The following is a 3,941-nucleotide window of genomic DNA, read 5'->3' on the forward strand; positions in this document are numbered from 1 at the left end:
TAGCGGGCGGTACTCTCTCTGGCTTTGGTTTTTAATTATGCAGAACTACTGCTGAACTACTTAGGATCTTTAGGAAAAGTTAGTTATGGACTTTAGTGCCGCCTTACCAATTTTTGCAATTACCTTACGTGAAGGCGTAGAAGCGGCTCTCGTGGTGGGGATTGTCATGGCATATCTCAAAAAAGCCGATCGCAGTGCACTCAATCCTTGGGTGTATGGCGGTATTGCTACAGGTGTATTGGCGAGCTTTGTCGTCGGTATATTACTAAACTGGTTTTTAAAACAGGTCGAAGGTACGGATCCCGCTCAAGCTGCTTTTTACGGGCAATTGTGGCAGGGGATTTTAGGGCTTACGGCGATCGCGATGTTAAGTTGGATGTTGGTCTGGATGACTGAAAATGCCAAGGCTCTGAAGGGGGAAATCGAGGGGAAAATCGGTAAAGCGATCGCGAACGCACAAACAGCAGGTTGGGCGGTGTTTGTGCTGATTCTCATTGCGGTCTTGCGGGAGGGTTTTGAGGTGGTCATCTTTATTTCGGCAAAGTTGCAAGGCGGAATTGTCCCGATTGTCGGGGCGATCGCGGGCTTAGTTGGAGCCGTGGCGATCGGAATTGCCCTATTTCAATTTGGAATTCGGATCGATCTGAAAGTCTTCTTTCAAGCGATGGGAGTTTTCCTGTTACTTATAGTCGCAGGGCTAGTCATCAGTGCGATCGGACATCTCGATAGGGCGGTTGCTGCCTATGCCGAACTCTCTCAGACTTCTATCTGTTTTCCTGCATCTTCTACTGCGGAAATGAGTTCTTGCTTGTTGGGTGGCTTGGTTTGGGATGTGCATGATGTTCTACCCGACAAAGAATTTCCAGGAATATTACTTAAAGCGATGTTTGGTTTTCGCGATCGCTTATTTTTAGGACAAGCGATCGGCTATTTCACTTTCCTATTCTCTGCGGGATTTCTCTATTTCCAAAGCCTCACCGTCAAGCCCATGCAGAATGTTAAGTAATACCAAAGCACAAAATGGCTACGCCATTTTGTGCTTTGAAAACCCTTACTGGGTTTGGTTTTCAATTCCCAAAAGTGTAGTCACACTTTTGGGAATTGGTATAATACCCAAGATGAGTAGGGGCGCTTCGCGTCGCTACTCATCTTGGGCTAGGGGAGACGCGAAGCGCCGCCCCTAGCCTTATTTCAGAACTCTAGTGGCATTAGCGATCGCCGCTAAAGCCACACCGACATCGGCAAAAACTGCTTCCCACATCGTTGCCAAGCCGAAGGCTCCAAGGACGAGAAATATAGCTTTAACGGACAATGCGAAAATGATATTCTGCCAGACGATGCTGTGGGTTTTACGGGCAATTTGAATCGCCTCGGCGATCTTGGTCGGAGAATCATTCATAATCACGACATCCGCCGTTTCAATCGCCGCATCGGAACCCAAACCGCCCATAGCAATACCGACATCCGCCCGAGCGATTACAGGCGCATCATTGATGCCATCGCCCACATAAATTGCTTTCTCTGATTTGCCTAATTTACTGATAATCTTCTCAAATGCATCGACCTTTCCTTCAGGCAACAGTTCCGCAATGTAGGAATCGAGCCCTAACCTGCCTGCAATATCGGCAGCTACACCATTGTTATCCCCAGAGAGCATAATCACTTGCTTGATGCCGATTTTATGCAGATTTTGGATTGCCTCGATCGCATCGTCTTTGATTTCATCCGCAGCGATAATATAACCTGCATATTTTGTATCTACGGCAAGATGCACTACGCTACCAGAGACTTTGCAAGTATCGTGGGCAATGCTTTCTCGATGAAGGAGGCGATCGTTGCCAGCAATCGTCAAGCGATCGCCTAGCATCGCCTGAATCCCATGCCCAGCAATTTCTTCGTAATGGGAAACCTTGGTTAAATCCAATTCTCCTTTGTAGGCTTCCTTGATCGACTGCGCGATCGGATGGGTCGATTGGGCTTCGATATGACCTGCAATAGATAGTAATTCATCTTGGCTAAAGCCCTGTTCGGGGACGATCTGCGTTACTTTAAAGGTTCCCTTGGTTAAAGTTCCTGTCTTATCGCAGACAACCGTTTTCACATCGTTTAAGACATCTAAGAATGTCGAACCTTTGATGAGAATGCCACGCTTCGCAGCCCCACCTATACCGCCAAAATAACCAAGGGGAATGCTAATCACTAGACCACAAGGGCAGGAAATCACCAAAATAACGAGGGCGCGGTATACCCATTCCGCTAGGGTAGCCTTAGGAATCAGCAGTGGTGGAACGATCGCGATCGCTAAGGAGATAAATACCACAATCGGCGTATAGATCTTGGCAAATTTAGTGATTAATTTCTCGGTATCCGCCTTTTTGCTACTGGCATTTTCGACTAAGTCGAGAATTTTCGCGATCGAGGATTCTCCAAATAACTGGGTGACTTGAATATCTAAAATTCCAGTTTTATTGATAGTTCCTGCAAGGGCAATATCACCTACGCGGACAGAACGCGGGATGGATTCGCCCGTGAGTGCTGAAGTATCTATTTGCGAAGTTCCCCCAATCACGATGCCATCGAGGGGAATCTTTTCGCCTGCGGTAACTGTAATGATGTCGCCGATCTGGACTAGATCGGGAGAGGTCTTAGTAATTACGCCATCAACCTTAAGGTTGGCATAGTCGGGACGGACTTCTAAAACCGCTTTAATTGATCGCCTTGAGTTGCCTACCGCGTAGTCTTGGAAGAGTTCTCCTACTTTAAAAAACAACATCACACCGACCGCTTCAGGCAATTGATGAATGGCGATCGCTCCCAATGTGGCGATGGTCATCAAGAAGTTCTCATCAAAAATCCTACCCTTCAGGATGTTCCTGCCAGCAGTCATCAGTACGTTCCAACCGCTTAATAAGTAGGCAGGAATCAGAATCAAATATTCTGCCACGGCATAGGGCGTATTATGCAGTTGCTCGTTATAAATGGAACCAATCAAAAACAGGACAATCACCACAAGCACGGGAATAGCTTCTTTTTGGAGATCGAATTCCTCAGAACCATGACTATGATCATGTCCGTCATGGTCATGACTGTGATTATGCCCATGGTTCTGAGAGCTTTGAGGGTGGTGTGTACCTTCGTCATGCGCGCGATCGTGTCTCCTAGAGCTTTTAATCGGCTCGTCACCGCAACAATTTTTTTCCATACCTACATCTGAATACTTGAACAACTATTCAATAGATTAGCAGTAAACTGGTGTAATACCAAAGCTCAAAATGGTTTAGCCATTTTGAGCTTTGAGAACCATTACGGGGTTTGGTTTTTATAGCTGCCGCCAACTGTATCAGGACATAAAAGAGAGTTGCCGCGCTCCGCGCGGCAACTCTCTACAAAACTGTCGGAAGCAAGCGCAATTATGGCGATCCCGCCATAATTGCGCGTTAAGACTCAACTTCTTGCAAATGGTCGGCAACTTCTCGGTAGAGATTCACAATATGCTCGTCTGCAAGGCTGTAATAAACATTGCGCCCTTCCTTGCGGTATGTGACTAATCTCGCCGATCGCAAAATTCGCAGTTGATGGGATACCGCCGAATCGCTCATTTTCATGGCGATCGCCAGATCGCAAACACATAATTCCTGTTGGGCTAGAGCCGATATGAGGCGCAGTCGATGGGGATCGGACAATACCGCAAAAAAATCTGCCATTTGTTGAGCTTGTTTGAGCGCGACTAGCTCAGACTGGCAAGCTGCTACTTTATCTAAATGCACCAGATGAATTTCACAGTTTGGCGCATCATCAGTTTTGGCAGACTGGGTTTTGGCAGACTGTGGTTTCGATTTGGCTGGCATGGCAATAAAATTTGATAATAATTTAATAATAAAAATTGATAATCATTTTCAACTTTAATCTTAAGTGCTTGTGCAAAATAAATTACCAAAACC

At 46.3% G+C, this 3,941-nt stretch carries 3 protein-coding genes; 1 reads left to right on the forward strand and 2 read right to left on the reverse strand.

Going from position 1 to position 3,941, the window contains the following annotated elements; all coding sequences use genetic code 11:
* Positions 1-85: 85 nt before the first annotated feature.
* A complete protein-coding gene (locus AC805_RS07190) occupies positions 86-1,006 on the forward strand; it encodes an FTR1 family protein (RefSeq protein WP_055074787.1) in 921 nt (306 codons plus the stop codon).
* A 180-nt stretch (positions 1,007-1,186) separates the two neighbouring features.
* On the opposite strand, the gene AC805_RS07200 is transcribed toward AC805_RS07190, so the two are convergent.
* Together AC805_RS07200 and AC805_RS07205 are read right to left on the reverse strand one after the other, a co-directional pair.
* Positions 1,187-3,202 carry a heavy metal translocating P-type ATPase gene (locus AC805_RS07200; RefSeq protein ID WP_055074789.1) on the reverse strand — a complete coding sequence of 672 codons (2,016 nt, stop codon included), beginning with the start codon at positions 3,200-3,202 and terminating at the stop codon, positions 1,187-1,189.
* A gap of 235 nt (positions 3,203-3,437) precedes the next feature.
* Positions 3,438-3,848, reverse strand: a complete 411-nt coding sequence (locus tag AC805_RS07205) for a helix-turn-helix transcriptional regulator (RefSeq protein WP_055074790.1) — start codon at positions 3,846-3,848, stop codon at positions 3,438-3,440.
* Positions 3,849-3,941: the final 93 nt, after the last annotated feature.

Source organism: Pseudanabaena sp. 'Roaring Creek' (genome assembly GCF_001402795.1).
Classification (GTDB): Bacteria; Cyanobacteriota; Cyanobacteriia; order Pseudanabaenales; family Pseudanabaenaceae; genus Pseudanabaena.

Coding starts and splice junctions, on each gene's coding strand:
- AC805_RS07190 (WP_055074787.1), top strand. CDS start 86: ATGGACTTTAGTGCCGCCTTACCAATTTTTGCAATTACCTTACGTGAA.
- AC805_RS07200 (WP_055074789.1), bottom strand. CDS start 3,202: ATGGAAAAAAATTGTTGCGGTGACGAGCCGATTAAAAGCTCTAGGAGA.
- AC805_RS07205 (WP_055074790.1), bottom strand. CDS start 3,848: ATGCCAGCCAAATCGAAACCACAGTCTGCCAAAACCCAGTCTGCCAAA.